The sequence below is a fragment of the Bartonella rattimassiliensis 15908 genome, from assembly GCF_000278215.1.
Classification (GTDB): domain Bacteria; phylum Pseudomonadota; class Alphaproteobacteria; order Rhizobiales; family Rhizobiaceae; genus Bartonella; species Bartonella rattimassiliensis.
Genome location: NZ_JH725064.1, coordinates 159149 through 176380 on the forward strand (window position 1 = coordinate 159149; position 17232 = coordinate 176380).

The 17232-nt window shown below is 40.0% G+C and carries 12 protein-coding genes; 6 read left to right on the forward strand and 6 right to left on the reverse strand.

Annotated elements, in window-relative coordinates; translation table 11 throughout:
* Positions 1-158 precede the first annotated feature (158 nt).
* From tkt to MCY_RS00645, 4 genes are all read left to right on the forward strand, one after another.
* A complete protein-coding gene (gene tkt, locus MCY_RS00630; RefSeq protein ID WP_007346432.1) occupies positions 159-2165 on the forward strand; it encodes a transketolase in 2007 nt (668 codons plus the stop codon).
* 222 nt (positions 2166-2387) lie between these two features.
* Positions 2388-3395: a type I glyceraldehyde-3-phosphate dehydrogenase gene (gene gap, locus MCY_RS00635; protein WP_007346433.1), complete on the forward strand. Its 1008-nt coding sequence runs from the start codon at positions 2388-2390 to the stop codon at positions 3393-3395.
* Positions 3396-3722: 327 nt separating this feature from the next.
* Complete coding sequence (locus tag MCY_RS00640; protein WP_007346434.1) at positions 3723-4916, forward strand: phosphoglycerate kinase; 1194 nt, start codon at positions 3723-3725, stop codon at positions 4914-4916.
* A gap of 116 nt (positions 4917-5032) precedes the next feature.
* A complete protein-coding gene (locus MCY_RS00645) occupies positions 5033-6064 on the forward strand; it encodes a class I fructose-bisphosphate aldolase (RefSeq protein WP_007346435.1) in 1032 nt (343 codons plus the stop codon).
* Between the two features lie 953 nt (positions 6065-7017).
* Here MCY_RS00645 and pyk read toward each other — a convergent pair.
* Positions 7018-8454 carry a pyruvate kinase gene (gene pyk, locus MCY_RS00650; RefSeq protein ID WP_007346437.1) on the reverse strand — a complete coding sequence of 479 codons (1437 nt, stop codon included), beginning with the start codon at positions 8452-8454 and terminating at the stop codon, positions 7018-7020.
* Entirely contained in the window at positions 8451-8981 is a 531-nt protein-coding gene (locus MCY_RS00655) for a DUF1036 domain-containing protein (RefSeq protein WP_007346438.1), read from the reverse strand. The genes pyk and MCY_RS00655 overlap by 4 nt, the downstream gene beginning before the upstream one ends.
* A gap of 227 nt (positions 8982-9208) precedes the next feature.
* Between MCY_RS00655 and MCY_RS00660 the strand changes: the two genes are divergently transcribed.
* Entirely contained in the window at positions 9209-9469 is a 261-nt protein-coding gene (locus tag MCY_RS00660; protein ID WP_005774567.1) for a DUF2312 domain-containing protein, read from the forward strand.
* 1526 nt (positions 9470-10995) lie between these two features.
* Here MCY_RS00660 and MCY_RS00665 read toward each other — a convergent pair.
* The 3 genes from MCY_RS00665 to MCY_RS00675 form a co-directional block, all read right to left on the reverse strand.
* A complete protein-coding gene (locus MCY_RS00665) occupies positions 10996-12858 on the reverse strand; it encodes an ABC-F family ATP-binding cassette domain-containing protein (protein ID WP_007346439.1) in 1863 nt (620 codons plus the stop codon).
* Positions 12858-13244, reverse strand: a complete 387-nt coding sequence (locus tag MCY_RS00670; protein WP_007346440.1) for a glycine zipper domain-containing protein — start codon at positions 13242-13244, stop codon at positions 12858-12860. The genes MCY_RS00665 and MCY_RS00670 overlap by 1 nt, the downstream gene beginning before the upstream one ends.
* Before the next feature lie 104 nt (positions 13245-13348).
* The gene (locus MCY_RS00675) at positions 13349-13984 is read right to left on the reverse strand and encodes a thiamine diphosphokinase (protein ID WP_007346441.1); all 636 of its coding nucleotides are present in this window, start codon (positions 13982-13984) and stop codon (positions 13349-13351) included.
* A 146-nt stretch (positions 13985-14130) separates the two neighbouring features.
* Between MCY_RS00675 and MCY_RS00680 the strand changes: the two genes are divergently transcribed.
* Positions 14131-15702, forward strand: a complete 1572-nt coding sequence (locus MCY_RS00680; RefSeq protein WP_026087990.1) for a M48 family metalloprotease — start codon at positions 14131-14133, stop codon at positions 15700-15702.
* A gap of 314 nt (positions 15703-16016) precedes the next feature.
* Here MCY_RS00680 and MCY_RS00685 read toward each other — a convergent pair whose 3' ends face one another.
* The gene (locus tag MCY_RS00685) at positions 16017-16928 is read right to left on the reverse strand and encodes an RNA polymerase factor sigma-32 (RefSeq protein ID WP_007346443.1); all 912 of its coding nucleotides are present in this window, start codon (positions 16926-16928) and stop codon (positions 16017-16019) included.
* Between the last annotated feature and the right edge of the window lie 304 nt (positions 16929-17232).

A 17232-nucleotide genomic window follows, 5' to 3' on the forward strand; every position in this document is an offset into this window, starting at 1 on the left:
ATGGATATACAGGATGCGTGAGGGGAATGTTATTAATGTTATTGAAGTGGTGACAAGAAGTCTCACGCTGATGGTTTAAAGATAGTATTTCTTAGGAAACTTGAAGAAAATACAGAAAAAGCAACAAATAACGTATTTAACGAAATGGTCGATCATTCATGACAAACACCCTCCAACAGAATCAGATGGCTAATGCTATCCGTTTTCTTGCTATTGATGCGATTGAAAAAGCAAATTCTGGTCATCCGGGCTTGCCAATGGGGGCAGCCGATATCGTTACGGTTCTTTATACGAAATTCTTTTCTCATGATCCCAAAAAACCTCGTTGGCCTAACCGTGATCGTTTTGTATTATCTGCAGGACATGGATCTATGCTGCTTTATGCTCTGCTGTATCTTTCTGGTTATGAAGATATTTGCATTACAGATCTCAAAAATTTTCGCCAACTAGGAGCAAAACTTGCTGGGCATCCAGAATATGGGCATGTGGCGGGTGTCGAAACAACCACTGGTCCTCTCGGACAAGGGTTGGCTAATGCTGTGGGAATGGCGCTTGGCGAACGATTGCAAAATGCCCGTTTTGGTGATCTTATCAACCATTATACTTACGCGCTGGTGGGCGATGGATGCCTTATGGAAGGAATTTCTCAGGAAGCAATTTCCCTAGCAGGGCATTTAAAGCTTCATAAGCTTATCGTGTTGTGGGACGATAATAACATTTCTATCGATGGAGAAATCTCTCTTGCTGATAGCACAGATCAGAGTGCACGATTTAAAGCATCAGGTTGGAATATACTCAAAGTGGATGGACATAACCAAGCGGCCATTGCAGACGCTATTGAAACAGCTCGTCATAGTGATAAACCAACTTTGATTGCCTGTAAAACAACTATTGGTTTTGGAGCACCAAATAAAGCAGGAACTAATAAAGTGCATGGTGCCCCTTTAGGAGCACGGGAAATTGCTGAAACCCGCATCGCTTTAGGATGGGAGATGGAGCCTTTTGTTATTCCCGCTAATATTCTCGATAGTTGGCGCTTGGCGGGACTTAATGCCGCTAAAAAACGACAAAAATGGGAAGCCAAATTCGCTGATCTTTCTGTGTCAGAACGGGTGGAGTTTGAAAGATTGATGCGTGGTGATCTTGTAGGAGGATTTGATGGTGCTGTCAATGCTTACAAACAGAAAATCATTGAAGAACATCCTGTTGTTGCTACGCGTAAAGCTTCGGAAATGGCTCTTGAAGTAATCAATGAAACCGTTATGGAAACAATTGGTGGTTCTGCCGACTTAACGGGATCCAATAATACGAAAAGTAGCCAGATGAAAAGTATCTCTGCCGATGATTTTTCAGGGCGATACCTCCATTATGGTATTCGTGAACATGCAATGGGCGCTATAATGAATGGGCTGGCTCTTCATGGGGGCTTTATCCCTTATGGAGGAACATTCTTATGTTTTTCTGACTATATGCGTCCCGCTATGCGTTTGTCTTCTCTCATGGGATTGCGGGTGATTTATGTCATGACACATGATTCTATCGGACTTGGTGAGGATGGACCTACCCATCAACCTGTAGAGCATTTGGCTTCTTTGCGCGCAATGCCTAATCATCTTGTGTTTCGCCCTGCTGATGCTATGGAAACAATCGAATGTTGGCAATTGGCTTTGAAAACACGTAAAACACCTTCCACTTTGGCTTTAAGCCGACAAAATCTACCGCTTTTGCGTCAAGAGTATGAAGAAGAAAATCTCTGTATGCTTGGAGCTTATGAATTGTTAACAGCAAGTGATGATGCGCAAGTGACTTTATTTGCTTCCGGTTCAGAATTGCAAATTGCGGTAAAAGCACATGAAGTCTTAGAAGAAAAAGGCATCCCAACACGTGTAGTTTCTGTGCCTTGTTTTGAACTCTTTTCTCAGCAATCTTGCTCTTATCAGCGTGCTCTCATTGGAGATGCACCAATTAAAATAGCTATTGAAGCTGCTGTTCGACAAGGATGGGACTATTTTATTGGCTGTGATGGTATTTTTATTGGTATGGATGACTTTGGGGCAAGTGGAACAGCTGATACCCTTTATGAACATTTTGGTATTACTTGGAAAAATGTCGTTGCTATCGTTGAAAAAGAGCTTAGAAAAATCAACGAGAAAAGTACAAAGTGATCGCTTGGTAACAGCTTGTATTGTCATGAGTGAGGTTGGGTCATCAGGCATCGTATTTTTGTTTTTTTGCATCGTTATGGATGATCTTGTACATGATTGTGGATAAGCGATTGATTGATCAAAATGGTGACGTTATGGGAATTAATGATTTGGGATTGGTGAAATACCCATTTATTGTATTCTAAATGTTGTACTTAAAAAAATTGATAGGAAACAAATGAAATGACAGTTCGTGTTGCAATTAATGGGTTTGGGCGTATTGGGCGCAATATTTTGCGTGCACTTGTGGAAAGCAAACGACAAGATATTGAAGTGGTCGCAATCAATGATTTGGGATCGGTGGAAACAAATGCCCATTTATTGCGTTATGATTCAATTCATGGGCGTTTTCCTGGAACTGTTAAGGTAGTGGGAGATGCTATTGATGTAGGAGGAAGGTTAATAAAGGTATTTGCAGAGCGTAATCCTGCACAATTGCCTTGGAAAGATTTAGATATCGATATTGCTTTGGAGTGTACGGGCATTTTTACTGCCCGTGATAAAGCGAGTGCTCATTTGGATGCAGGGGCAAAACGTGTACTCGTTTCTGCGCCTTCTGAAGGGGCAGATCTTACCGTGGTATACGGGGTTAATCATCAAGCTTTAAGTAAAGAGCATCTTGTTGTTTCAAATGCTTCTTGTACAACAAACTGTTTAGCGCCTGTTGCACAAGTCTTGCACAATACAGTAGGAATTGAAAAGGGCTTTATGACGACAATCCATTCTTATACGGGTGATCAACCTGTATTGGATACAATGCATCGTGACCTTTATCGTGCACGTGCTGCAGCACTTTCTATGATCCCTACATCAACAGGAGCGGCAAAAGCTGTAGGATTAGTCTTGCCAGAATTAAAGGGATTGCTTGACGGTGTGTCAATTCGTGTTCCAACCCCTAATGTTTCTGTCGTTGATTTGACATTTACCACTAAACGTTCCACAACAATTGAAGAAATTAATACAGCTATTGCGGCTGCTGCGGAAGGCCATCTGAAGGGCGTTTTGGACACTACGGATGAAAAACTCGTGAGTTGTGATTTTAATCATAATCCTCATTCGGCTATTTTCCACAATGATCAAACAAAAGTCATTGATGGGAATCTCTGTCGTGTTTTGGTTTGGTATGATAATGAATGGGGTTTTTCTAACCGTATGAGTGATACTGCTGTAGCTTTTGCTCAGACACTGTAGAAAAAAGGACTTTCCGATTCTTTTTTTATAAAAAAGTCTCGTTTTTGTAAAAGTTAAGGTGCATTCTTTAAAAAGGCACGTTATTCCGTATGTTGGAGAGAAGATATTGTTGAGAAATGAATGGGATAGTTTATTTTCATTATATACAGGATTAAAAAATATGAGAGAAAGCCAAATTTTTAAAGAGTGAGATTTATAACGAGACGAAATTTGAAAAAAACGAAATAAGCGGATCCTTTTCATGTAAAAGCAGAGAGGCGTTAGTGAGAATAAAGTTGGGCAGATGCGTTTTTGTTCAAAGAAATGGAAAATGAAGAGGAAACAGTGATGGTTTTTCAGACACTTGATGATGTTGATGTCGTTGGAAAGCGTGTGCTGGTAAGGGTTGATTTTAATGTCCCAATGGCGCAAGGGAGGGTATGCGATGAGACGCGTCTTAAACGTCATAAAGAGACACTCGTTGAATTACAAAAGCGTGGTGCTAAACTTATTCTTCTTTCTCATTGTGGTCGCCCTAAAGGAAAGGTAGAACCAGAATTCTCACTGCGCCCCATTGTGGAAGCGCTGGAAAAAATTATCGATCAGCCGGTAGCTTTTGCGTCAGATTGTATCGGAGCAGCAGCCCAAATAGCCGTTGAAGTATTGCAAAACGGGGGTGTTTTACTGCTTGAAAATGTTCGTTTTCATTCGGGTGAAGAAAAAAATGATTGTTCTTTTGCTGAAGCTTTAGCGCATCATGGCGATCTCTATGTTAATGATGCTTTTTCAGTTTCTCATCGTGCCCATGCTTCGGTAGAGGGCATAACGCGTTTGTTACCTTCCTATGCGGGGCGTTCTTTGCAATATGAGCTGCAGGCATTAGAAAGGGGTCTTGGAAATCCAACACATCCTGTGATCGCACTTGTGGGAGGTGCAAAGGTTTCTAGTAAGCTTTTTGTGCTTAATCATTTGGTCGAAAAAGTCGATCATTTGGTTATTGGTGGAGGAATGGCAAACAGTTTTTTAGCAGCGAAAGGTATTCATGTTGGAAAGTCATTGTGTGAATCCGCATTGATGGAAACAGTAAAAAAGATTCTTGAAAAAGCACGGCAGTGCCAATGTCAAATTCTACTCCCGATGGATGCAATCGTGGGATTTCGCTTTGAAAAAAATGCACCGCATCGTCTCTATGATATCGGAGATATTCCACAAGATGGTATGATTATGGATATTGGTACACGGTCTATTGCTCATATTAATGCTGCGATTGATGAAGCGGCAACCCTCGTATGGAATGGCCCCCTTGGTGTTTTTGAGATGTCTCCCTTTGATAAAGGAACCATTGCAGTAGCACATCATGCGGCAGAACGTAGTCAAAAAGGGAAATTGGTTTCAATTGCCGGAGGAGGCGATACAGTTTTTGCCCTTAATCATGCCGGTGTCGCCAATGATTTTACTTATCTCTCGACTGCTGGAGGGGCTTTTTTGGAATGGATGGAAGGAAGGGTACTGCCTGGCATTCTCGCTCTTATGCAAGCTTAAAGATTTTATTTAAAGAGTCACTTTAAAGAAGGAGTGGTGTATTGCGTTGTGTAGGTGTGTTAGTCGTATTGCACACTTTGGAAAATTTTAAGATAGAATAAAGAGGAATTTTTTTTATGAATGAACGGCTTGAAGATATGGCACTTGCTTTAGTATGTGCAGGTAAAGGTATTCTGGCAGCAGATGAAAGTACGGCGACCATTGGAAAACGCTTTGAAAGCATTGGGGTTGAATCCAATGAAGATAGGCGTCGTGCTTATCGTGAAATGCTTTTTAGTACAAAAGAAGCGATGGAAAGTGCCATTTCTGGTGTCATCTTATTTGATGAAACCATTCGTCAAAAGGCATCATCTGGGCAGATGTTGACCGATCTTATTCGTGAAGCAGGGGCGTTGCCAGGAATTAAAGTTGATACCGGAGCGAAACCATTGGCGGCCTTTTCTCACGAAACGATTACTGAAGGATTGGATGGGCTTCGTGAACGGCTAAAAGACTATTATGCTTTAGGAGCACGTTTTGCTAAATGGCGGGCGGTGATTGCTATTAATGCAGATACTTTGCCAACAAGAGGAGCTATCAATCAAAATGCACAAGCTCTCGCGCGTTACGCTGCTTTATGTCAGGAAGCTGAGATTGTGCCTATTGTTGAGCCAGAAGTGCTAATGGATGGCCCGTCATGTGGACATTCCATTGCACGTTGCTTTGAGGTAACACAAGCTGTCTTAACAGCGGTCTTTAAAGAATTATTTGAAGCTCGTGTTCTTTTAGAAGGGATGATTTTAAAGCCCAACATGGTGATTGATGGAAAGAATGCGCGCAAAGCTGGTGTTGAAGAGGTAGCTGAAAAGACCGTTTGTGTGCTTAAACAGGCTGTGCCTGCTGCTGTTCCAGGAATTGCTTTTCTTTCTGGAGGACAATCTGATCAGGAAGCAACAGCGCATTTATCTGCTATGAATTCTTTGGGTACGTTGCCTTGGAAATTGACCTTTTCTTATGGACGTGCATTGCAAGCGGCAGCGTTAAAGGCATGGGCTGGAAAAGATGAAAACATTGCTGTTGCACAAAAGGCATTTAGTCATCGTGCTCGAATGAATCATCTTGCAGCTTTAGGGCAATGGACAAAAGAGCAAGAAAAAGTGAGTGCTTGAATTGTAATAAATTTGAATTCTCATAAGATCGTACGGTGATTATCCTTGATGCAAACGCTTTGCGAGCAAGATAAGCAATCAAAATGCACAAGCTTTCCTATGACATACTCCTCGAAAGGAATACAGATTTTTTGGGGTTCAACAATTTTGGAATTGGATTGTGTTGATTATTGAATGATAAGTGCTGATGGCTAGGCTATCGTGTCAACATTCTCTTGCACACAATGTGCAAAAGATAGCTGCTATTTAGCAAGACTGTATAGAACTGGTTGGAATTTGTGTCCTAAGAGATGATTTTAGGATTGGAGGGATGCACGCTAGTGTTGCCGAAGTTTTTGCAATGATAATTCAGGTGCTTAAATAAGTTGCTTTTGTCGCTATTCTAGGAATTTTTCTTCTTGTTTAGAGTTATGTGCGATAAAAAAACGGTACATGTGTTTGCTTTATTTATCTGAGATAAATTCCTTTGGCATATTGCATTGGAAATTGATCTTTTCTTATGGACATATATTACAGCGGCAACTTTAACAGTATAATCTTGAAAAGACTGAAAATATTACTGTTGCATAAAATTTTGTCATTGCTAGCGGATAAAACACCTTGCTCGTTTTGGCACAATAGTGCTGTTATCTTACGATACCGTGTTTCTGAAGCAATAAGCAATCTTCATTATTTTAAAAATATTGTTCGGATACTTTTGAAAGCCATAAAACTGGATTAAAAGGAGATGATAAAAATGAAGATTGATTTTCGCCTTTACAACTTCATATTCTTCCTAAATTAAGTTTTCTGCCGGTTTCGGAGATTACTCAAACAGAGACACGCAAATGGACTAAAGGTAAAACAGAATTCAATAGAAAACATCATCGCATTTTCCACAATAAGCGCTAAAATAATAATGGGTCTATTGAGGCATTCACGGGATGTACGCATGCCTGTTATCCCTCAAGAGGTCAAATTGCTTTTGTTCCATCTTGAGAGACAGAAGCAATCCGTAAGAGATTTGTCGCACCAGGCGTCCCAAGAGGAACACCGGCTGTTACAAGGAAACGATCCCCTCCTTGGCAAAAACCTTCCTGAAATGCAATAGCTGCAGCCCGATCAACCATATCCTCTAAATTTCGCGCATCTTCAGTCACTACACAATGAAGCCCCCAAACAAGAGCCAAACGCCGTGCTGTTTCCACAATAGGCGATAAAGCAATAATAGGTCTATTGGGACGTTCACGAGACGTCCGCACACCTGTTGTCCCTGAAGCTGTATAGGCCACGATAGCTGCTAATGCAAGTGTTTCAGAAATCTGACGTGCCGCAAGAGAAATCGCATCGGTTCCTGTCGATTCTGGTGCTGGATGTTGTGCTCCAACCTGAGCGGCATAAGTATGATCTTGTTCGATTTGCCGTGCGATTCGATCCATCATAAGCACAGCTTCTTCAGGATAACGACCAGAAGCAGATTCAGCAGACAACATCACCGCATCTGCACCGGCATAAACTGCTGTAGCAACGTCTGATACTTCTGCACGTGTCGGAACAGGAGACGTAATCATTGATTCGAGCATTTGTGTTGCTACTACAACAGGTTTTCCTGCTAAACGACAAGCTTTTATCAGCTCCATCTGAAGTGCTGGAACTCTTTCCAGAGGCATTTCCACGCCGAGATCTCCCCGTGCAATCATAATACCATCAGATACCTCAATAATCTTCTCTATATGCTCCAACGCTTGAGGTTTTTCGATTTTAGCCATTAAAGACACCTTGCTGTTCGTCAATCGACGTACCGCTATAATATCTTCTGGACACTGAATAAAAGAAAGTGCAACCCAATCAACAGACTGTTTCAAAAGAGCCTGAAGATCCTCTTTATCTTTTGAGGTCATCGCCTCAAAAGGTAAAATTGTATCGGGAAAACTCACACCCTTTCGATCAGAAATACGGGTTCCAGCCACCACACGACACTGGATAGAATAACCATCACACACTTCAGCACGCAATTCCAACTTTCCATCATCAATCAACAACCGATCCCCTGATTTAACAGCTAAAAATACATCCTCATGAGGGAAAAAAACACGCTGCGCATCGCCCAAAACATTGCGATTATCTAACGTAAAACTTTGTCCGACGCGTAAATTCTCTTGACCATTGGCAAAAGCACCAATACGCAGTTTTGGCCCCTGAAGATCTACTAAAATACCAATTGGTCGCCGAACCGTTTTTTCAACTTTTCGTATACACTTGACCATTTCACTCATTGTGTCGCGATCCGTATGGCTCATATTAAGACGAAAAACGTCTGCTCCTGCACTAAAAAGCTTCTCAATCATTAAACAAGAAAAAGAAGAAGGACCAAGAGTCGCAATAATTTTTACTTTACGGGCACGTTTCACGGTAGAGAATTTCCTGAAATAGAAGGAACAACTGAATTATTGAACAAAGCTTCATCCGTCAACTGTACCATCCAACTGGTTTGATTTCCGGTATCGATTTCTTTAAATTCAGCCTTTTGATATCCTCGAGGGAAACAATCATGAACCCCTTGAATGGTAAATTGGCTATCTTGCACACACATAGTTACAGACCCAGCCCAGCTTCCTTTTTTTTGTGCTCCCTCCGCATAAAAATAATAAAACCGTGAAGCAAGAGGCCCCTCAATTAAGGTTTTACATTCTGTCACAGGAACCACCCACCAGCCTTCGCTCACCCATCCTGAAAATGTACGATATCCAAGAGCAACCCCAACAGATTGCTGAGTTGTATTACAAACCCTAAAATCAGCTTTTGCAAAAACGACAAAGGGAAACAAGAGCAAAATGCTCAGGAAAAAAACTCTTAATTCTTTCTGAAACGCACAATCTGTTTTTTTTAAAATCACAAAACTTCCTTTATCAAAGTCAAATCTCAAAAAATTATACATTTCTTTTTTTTTAGATCTTTTTTTTTCAAATCTAAAAAATTAATTTTTACATTTTTCTTTTTATAGCCCTTTTATCAATGCATATATCTTAAAAATTTTACAAAATATTTAAAGTCAATTTGTAAAAAAACTGTGTAGCTTGATTGACTTTTTGTTTTTCAAGCTTTTCCAATACAAATTTTATCATCGAAAAATAACTTAAAACATATAACCTGGAGAAAAATACAATGAACGATACAGTAACCGATCAAACACACGCTATATCCGTAAACCAATTACGCTCTTTTATTGAACGTATTGAACGGCTAGAAGAAGAGAAAAAAACCATTTCTGATGATATTAAAGACGTTTACACTGAACTTAAAGGCTCTGGTTTTGATAGTAAAGCTGTTCGAAGCATTATACGGCTGCGCAAAAAAGAAGAGCATGAACGAATGGAAGAAGAAGCAATCATTGAGCTTTATAAAAATGCACTTGGTATGAATTAACACCATTGATGACATGGGAATATTTTCTTAAAAAATATATAAAATGCACAAAAATTCTGCTAACTATGAGCAGTCTGTGCAAAATAACCAAAATTCATGTAACTTGTGACAAGACTACTGGTCACAGAATTTAGAAGGTTACAACAGCCCTCACATTGGAAAGGATTTGTACAAAGCATTTTTATTCATATGGCTCCTCACACTTAGTCAGCCCTATGTTGTGCGTGCACAAAAAGGGTTTTTATTGTTTCAACGCAAGGTTTGAAATGAAAAAAATTCACAATATTCTGAGAAATCGCTCAACATGCAGAGTATAAATTATCTTTATAAGTCAATATGACAAATGATTTTAGTATAAATTATTTTGAGTATAGAGTACTGAAAGAGGTATAATATCTTTTGTCCCCAAAGTTATTCTTATAGCTCAATCAATTTTTTTTAAGATGTAAAATGCCAAAAATGTTGCAACACCCAAGAGCTGGAAAAGTATGTGATAGCGTTGGTATTCTTTTTTATTAAGCGTAAATGTGGTACTTAACGAGTTTTATATCCTTCACAAGCAACGTCGCAAAATAGGTATGACGATCTTTAAGATATATCTCTTTGAAAAAGCATGCGAATGTGCAACCAAATCTATTCTATTTAAGGCATTGTCTTTTACATAAGGAACATGCCGGCACTCAAAGATATAGATTCCTACGGGAGTCAATTTGCGGGCAAGGGTCTCTAACCCTTCCAGTTTTTCTTAAAGCCAATTGTCTCTCTTAAGCACTTCGTGGAATTCATATCACCACACTTCAAAGGAAGCCATTTCATGAAACGCAAAAATCATAACCTCCATGAATAAATTTACATGCCTTTTCTCTAAATAATGAGCATTTTACAACACAACAAAATGTAAGCCTTACGAATCCACAGAAGCTCCTTTTTCGCTATCTTTGCATAAGAATCAACCGTTTTTTGTATGCGAGTATTTTTTCCAATGCTATTGATAAACGTGATAAACGCTCAAAACACTCTTTATCACTGTAATAAAAGGCTGACTCAGAGAGCTCTTATTCAATTTTTTTTATTTCATTTTGCAAAACAGCAACTTCTTCAGACAATTTTTCCAATATTCTAAATCTACTTATAAGACACACTTAACTTATAAGACAAATTACCTCGTATTTTTACTCCTTTCCTCGTGTTTCTCTCTCCGGTGCTATCAAGCTCCCATCTGTTGATAAAGCATATTTTCATGCTTCCCGGTATGAGAATCTGACAAAATTCTGCAGTATGATAACTTTCTTTACTTCTCGGTACGAGGATTTTCTTTTTGTCAAGAATTGTACAAAAACCAAATACGAAAAGTAAAATTTACCTCAAACATCATCTGACCAAAACTATAACTTTTAACCGCAGTTAAAAATGCGCTGCCTAAATCGGCTCTTTATAGATTTAAAACCCCCGAATGTTACGAATTTAATGTCCCCAAACGCCATACATACAGCAACAACATAAGACTTAAAAAAACATCTTAAACATTAACGTGAACACGCATCCATTTCTTCACGTAAAATTTCTAGTTCTAGCCATTCTTCTTCTTTTTGTGTGCAAGTATTTTTCTTTTTTTCCAACACTGTTGATAAATATTCAAAGCGCTCTCTATCACTGCGATAAAGAGCTGGATCAGAAAGCTCTTGTTCAATTTTTTTTATTTCATTTTGCAAAACAGCGATTTCCCCCGGCAGTTTTTCTAGTGCATAAACCTGCTTATAAGACAATTTGCCTCGTGTTTTTTTCTTTCGTACAATCCCATTACGATCTGTTAATGAGGCTTGTTTTAAAAATTCTTCCGCATAAGACTTTGAAGGCACTTTACGCTGCGATAATTCTGTTTTTTTGCGTTTTAAATTCAAGGCTTGCTTATTTTGTGCCATCATATCACTATAGCCGCCCGCATACAAAACCCAATGACCATCACTTTCAGGTGCCAATATATGGGTTACAGTACGATCTAAAAAGTCTCTGTCATGACTAACCAACAACACTGTTCCTCCAAAATCAGCAATAAATTCTTGCAACAAATCCAAAGTTTCCATATCTAAATCATTGGTGGGTTCGTCAAGAATCAAAAGGTTTGCAGGATGCGAAAGCAATCGTGCAAGCATAAGGCGTGCTCTTTCTCCCCCTGAAAATTCTTTAAGCGGTGTGCACGCTTGTTCAGGTAGAAATAAAAAGTCTTTCATATAAGAAACCACATGCCGTTCTTGCCCATTGATCACAAGAGTTTCTCCCCTTCCTCCCGTTAAATACTGCGCTAAAGTTTCTTCTTCATTTAAGACACGTTGCTGATCAAGCAATGCCATAGAGAGGTTATAGCCATGCCTCACCGTTCCACTATCCACGGTTTCTTGCCCAATCAATGCTGCAAGAAGCGTTGTCTTTCCGATACCATTGGGCCCAACCAAACCGATTCGATCACCCCGCTGAATGCGCAAAGAGAAATCTTTCACGATAACGCGATCACCATAGGATTTTGAAATTTTCTTTGCTTCCAGCACTAATTGCCCAGAATCATGACTTTTCGCAGCTATCAACAGAGCATTTCCGGGCTGTGCTTTATAGGTTTGCTGACGCTGTCTTAGTTTTTTTAATTCGCCCAAGCGCCGCACATTACGCTTTCGCCGTGCACTCACACCGTAACGCAACCATTGCTCTTCACGTGCCATCTGCCGCCCCAATTTATGGTGCTTTATGGCTTCTTCTTCAAGCGCTTTATCCCGCCAACTCTCAAATTCTGAAAAACGTTTTTCCAACCTTTTTGTTGTTCCTCGATCAAGCCATACCGTTGAACGCGTCACATTTTCTAAAAAACGCCGATCATGGGAAATCACCACGACGGCTGCGCCCAAAGAAGATAAAATAGCTTCCAGCCATTCAATGGTTGGTAAATCAAGATGATTGGTTGGTTCATCTAAGAGCAAAATATCGGGTTTTGCTGCGATAGCCCGTAACAATGAAACGCGCCTTTTTTCTCCTCCCGAAAGCGTTTCTAATTTTTCCGTCCCCGAAAACCCTAAATTTGTACGAAGCGTATTGATCCACTGAACATCAGCTGTATCGTCCAGCCCTGCTTCCATATAAGTATTAATATCTTCAAACCCTGAACAATCCGGATTTTGTGAGACATAACGAAGTGTCACGCGCGGATGGCAAAAAATTTCGCCACCATGAGGCTCTAATATTCCTGCGGCAATTTTTAACAGGGTCGATTTTCCACAACCATTACGGCCAATCAGCGCAATACGCGCCCCTTGCTCAACCGATAAACAAGCTTGGTTGAGCAAAGGCGTTGCTCCAAAGTTTATGACAATGCGGTCAAGCCGCAGTAATGGTAGCACCATTAACGAACACGACGCGGACAAGGTGCTTTATACATCACCCCTCTTGTATCACGGTAAGTACACAATTGTTGTACTGGTACTCTTTGCGCACAAGGTGCTTGGTAAACATGTCCCCGACGACCACGATACGTGCATAATTGTGATTCCTGTTTTTGTTGTTTTCTTTGATTTGCCGCTGCACCGGTCACTGTTCCAGCAAGCGCCCCAAATGCTGCTCCCGTCAGCGCTGCTCCAGGCGTACTTCCAGCAATAGCAGCTCCAGCCAAAGCACCGATTGCAGCGCCCCCTACACCGTAACGTGCAACACGTTCATCATTTGTCGTACAAGCGACAGAACTGAAACCAATGGCTGAAACAACGGCCACTTTAAAAATTGATTTTAACATATCAAAACCTTTCCTTCTAAAGATCAATACATAGATATATCGTTTATGTCAGCACTTAATCACTTGCACCCCCCCTGCCTTATTTAAAATATATCGGAAGAGCTTTATGGAATAGGCACAGACGCTAACAATATAGCTTTTCCGGAACCTAAATGGCAAGAAAAGGTTCCACACACACGATTAGAAAGTGTTAAAGAAGAGCCAAATGACACATTTTTATCACAAATTTGCCATTTTACCCCTTTAAGCGTTAAGCCTTCTAGATCGGAAAAACCGATAAGACTAAACAAACACTCTTTAGGCAAATCATATGAACAAGGTTGAGGTAAAACCGGCCAGCCTTCTTCCAAGCCGCTTGTTAACAACACTGCAATGCCTCTTTCAGCCATCATTAACGCTTGCGTCATATGAGAAAGGCTATGATCACTTCTTTCACCTCCCAAAGCACCACATAAAATAAGCTTTTTAGCACCATTTTGCAGCGCTCTTTCACATGCCAGAGCACTATCTGTCATATCTTTATCAGAGGGAAAAATTTCACGTGGTACATGACTATATTGACGTATTAAACTCTCATCTGATGAATCAAAATCTCCTAACCATAATTCAGGCATCACATTAAGCGCTGCTGCATGACGCATACCCCCATCCGCAGCAATCACCCGACTGTTTTGAATTTGATTAAGCAAACGATCAGTGATACAAATATCGCCATTTAACAATATAGTAAATGTTGTCATGCCATACTTTGCCTTTCAAAAAATTTCCTTTATAGAGCACCTTTTTATAAATGAGAGCCATTTTTATAAACAATAACCGTGATATAGCCAAACGAACTCTTACCCTTCAAGCTTGTCTTACCCAAATACACGCTACAAAGATACAAATGAGATTTGCCAAATTACACCGCAGAAACAACGTGCATCGTGAACCCATGCACTCTATTTTTCAACGAAATTTTCTTTTGGGCTCGCTCCTGCGTAGAGCAACTTTCATAAGTTTAATCCTTCTCCTTTCTGCTTGCCATACGCCCCTTTCTCAAAATGATAAGCTTTCTTCCACTTCTTCTAAAACAATCAAAAGTATCAACAATAACAATATCAACAATATCTATGTCACATTAAGCGATCTACAACACCCACGTATTTTACAAATGTATGGCGGCGCTTATTATGATGCGAAACTTGAACATCTTTTAGCAAAGATTGTCCGTAAACTAACAATTGCATCATATAATTTTCATCAAAGCTATTTTGTAACGATTTTAAATTCAGAAAGTGTCAATGCATTTGCGCTCCCCAATGGCTCAATCTACATCACCCGTGGTATGCTGGCCTTAGCCAATGATTCTTCAGAAGTTGCAGCAATTTTAGCCCATGAGATTGCACATATCAGAGCCAATCATGGCATTTTACGCCTACAAAAAGAGACCGAATTGAAGATGACAAATCCCGTCACCCCCCGTCTTGTTTCTTCCCTTGGCAAAAAACTTCACACCCCCATCCACAACAAGCAACAACTCGCACAATTTTCACGCAATCAAGAGCTGGAAGCTGATTCTCTTGCACTCGAAATGCTCCAACAAGCAGGATATGATCCATTTGCCTCTCCGCGCTTTCTTCAAACAATGGAATCTTATAGTGCTTTTCATAATATCTCTGGCACCCAAAATGCTTCTTTAGATTTTCTAGCTTCTCACCCAACCACCCCCCAACGCATTCAACTTGCGATAGAAAAGGCGCATAAAATCAGTAAAGAGAATAGTAAAATCATCGATCGTGATTCTTTTCTCACAAGCATTGATGGTATGATTTTTGGGGGAGATTTTTATACAGGTTTTGTACGAAACAACCAATTTATTCACCCACAATTGCGCATCGCTTTTTCTGTTCCAAATAATTTTACAATAGAATATTCAGCCCACACTGTTTGGGCCAGTGGACCAGATAAAATTGCGATTCGTTTTGATGCTATTCCACATCCTGCTGGAATATCTGCAAGTGATTATTTAAAAAGCGGTAGGATTATCGGACTAGACCAATCCTCTATCCGGCCTATCATAATTCAAGGATTGCCTCATCAAGGATTCCAAAGCCCAAATTTACTTGGAGCACATGCCCATGCTACAAATGATCAGTGGCAATTTGATGTCGTTGTCATTTTGTTTAACAATCACATTTTTCGTTTTCTGACAGCTGCCCCACATAATTCTCAAAATTTTACAGAAATTACCAAAAAAATTCTACAAAGTTTTCATTTTCTTTCATCTTCACAGTTACAAAAATTAAAACCCTTAAAAATCCGTATTGTCCGCGTTAAGCAAGGAGAAAACGTTGCAAACCTTGCCAATAAAATGCAACACACCCCACACAAAGAGAAACTCTTTCGCATTCTCAACGCCCTCTCACCAACTCAAACTTTACGCGCCGGTACAAAAGTGAAAATTATCACAGAATAAATGTTTTTTCTCCGCTCCAGTCTTGATTCTTTTTTGTCTATATCATACCCTCTCTAAGCATATTCACAACTGAAACGTAACACTTAAACACCCACCAACTTTATCATACTTCTCATCCCCCCCTGCTGGATACAAACCTCCTCAAACCGACATCCCCTCACCTCTTCCTCTACTGCCCATAAAAGACCGCTAAAAGTACCGTAACGGCAAAGGAGCATATTCCTAGACAATCTTGGACTAAACTTAAATCCAACTTCATCATGCTTTTCATCCCCTCCTTATATTGCCCTCTTCGCCCAAACGCTTTTCACTACTTATATATCATAAGCATCTTCTGAATGAATGGTCAGGAGAGCAGAACGCAATTTCTGCAAAGCACGTGCTTCAATTTGGCGCACGCGCTCCTTTGAAATTCCTAACTTTTCACCGAGAACTTCTAGAGTAGCTCCCTCTTCATTGAGGCGACGAAAGCGAATAATTTCCAATTCCCGTTCATTGAGAATTTGCAACGCATCATAAAGCCATTGTGTACGCCGTTGACCATCAATCACTTGCTCAATTAAAGCATCAGGAAGAGGGCTATCATCCACCAATACATCCATCTTAGCAATGGGATTATCACTATTCTCAGAAACAGCAACGCTTAAGGAATTATCAGAACTGGAAAAACGAAAATCCATTGTTTCAACATCACGCACAGAAACGCCAAGTTTTTCAGCGATTGTGCGAAAGATATCCTGTTTTGACAAAGCACTATCATCCTGCACCAGCTTTGCTCTCAAACGCCGAAGATTAAAGAAGAGTGCTTTTTGCGAAGAACTGGTTCCACCACGAACGATTGACCAATTTCGCAAAATATAATCTTGGATAGAAGCACGTATCCACCATGTTGCATACGTTGAAAAACGCACTTCCCGATCAGGTTCAAAACGTGCAGCAGCCTCTAATAGTCCCACATACCCTTCTTGTACCAAATCCCCCAATGGCATTTTGAAACGTTTAAAGCGGTTAGCAATAGCAATCACCAAACGCATATGAGCTGCTGCAATTTGATGCATAGCATCATCATCACGTTTGTCTTTCCACCGCAGAGCCAAATCATGCTCTTTTTGTCGTTCAAGATAAGGTGCTTGCATAGCAGAACGCATCATATTACGTCCTAGGCTTTTGTCTGCATCGCTATAATTTTTGCTGCTTTTATAAACAGCATTTGAAAGATTACCCATAATAACCCCTTGCGATTAAAATTTATCAAAATTGATTTGGCAACGACATCCTTGTTTTTTCTCAAAAAAAGAACGCAAAAGTTGTTAACTTGTGCACCACTACTTTAACGTGTATTTTTATAATCGCAATTGTTTTTTTTAATTGTCACAGTAAAACTTTTTGTCATAGGACACAATTTCACCCACAAAACACCCCTACAATATGCCTTTTAGCCTATGAAATATTTGAAAAACTTTTTCTTTGCGTTTCAGACAAAAAAATAAAATGCCGAGCAAAACAAATGCTATTTTTTTAATGATCGAT

Coding starts and splice junctions, on each gene's coding strand:
- tkt (WP_007346432.1), top strand. CDS start 159: ATGACAAACACCCTCCAACAGAATCAGATGGCTAATGCTATCCGTTTT.
- gap (WP_007346433.1), top strand. CDS start 2,388: ATGACAGTTCGTGTTGCAATTAATGGGTTTGGGCGTATTGGGCGCAAT.
- MCY_RS00640 (WP_007346434.1), top strand. CDS start 3,723: ATGGTTTTTCAGACACTTGATGATGTTGATGTCGTTGGAAAGCGTGTG.
- MCY_RS00645 (WP_007346435.1), top strand. CDS start 5,033: ATGAATGAACGGCTTGAAGATATGGCACTTGCTTTAGTATGTGCAGGT.
- MCY_RS00655 (WP_007346438.1), bottom strand. CDS start 8,981: ATGTATAATTTTTTGAGATTTGACTTTGATAAAGGAAGTTTTGTGATT.
- MCY_RS00660 (WP_005774567.1), top strand. CDS start 9,209: ATGAACGATACAGTAACCGATCAAACACACGCTATATCCGTAAACCAA.
- MCY_RS00665 (WP_007346439.1), bottom strand. CDS start 12,858: ATGGTGCTACCATTACTGCGGCTTGACCGCATTGTCATAAACTTTGGA.
- MCY_RS00670 (WP_007346440.1), bottom strand. CDS start 13,244: ATGTTAAAATCAATTTTTAAAGTGGCCGTTGTTTCAGCCATTGGTTTC.
- MCY_RS00675 (WP_007346441.1), bottom strand. CDS start 13,984: ATGACAACATTTACTATATTGTTAAATGGCGATATTTGTATCACTGAT.
- MCY_RS00680 (WP_026087990.1), top strand. CDS start 14,131: ATGAGATTTGCCAAATTACACCGCAGAAACAACGTGCATCGTGAACCC.
- MCY_RS00685 (WP_007346443.1), bottom strand. CDS start 16,928: ATGGGTAATCTTTCAAATGCTGTTTATAAAAGCAGCAAAAATTATAGC.